Origin of the sequence: Clostridium sp. AF35-15 (assembly GCF_003477745.1) — a bacterium.
GTDB lineage: Bacteria > Bacillota > Clostridia > Lachnospirales > Lachnospiraceae > Otoolea > Otoolea fessa.
Genome location: NZ_QUDY01000031.1, coordinates 1 through 291, shown reverse-complemented (window position 1 = coordinate 291; position 291 = coordinate 1). Strand labels below are relative to the sequence as shown.

1 rRNA gene is annotated in these 291 nt (G+C 45.7%); it reads left to right on the top strand.

Features of this window, described 5'->3' with window-relative positions:
* Window positions 1-7 precede the first annotated feature (7 nt).
* Window positions 8-125, top strand: a 5S ribosomal RNA gene (gene rrf / locus DWZ76_RS14915).
* The last annotated feature ends 166 nt before the right edge of the window (window positions 126-291 follow it).

The following is a 291-nucleotide window of genomic DNA, read 5'->3' as shown; positions in this document are numbered from 1 at the left end:
AAAGATTTCCGGTGTCGATGCGCTTAGGGGACACACCCGTTCCCATCCCGAACACGATGGTTAAGACCTAAGCGGCCGATGATACTATGCTGGAGACGGCATGGGAAAGCAGGTGGATGCCGGATTCCATTAAAAACAATTCGCTGAATGCGATTTGAAATAGAACGGACACATCGGAATGGATGAACTATCTGTGATGAGGATGTGTTAACCTACACCAGCAGGGAAATGCTGTTTTATATAACTGGTTTTTACCAGTGATTCATAAGTTCGAGCTTATCGAGGTTGTGA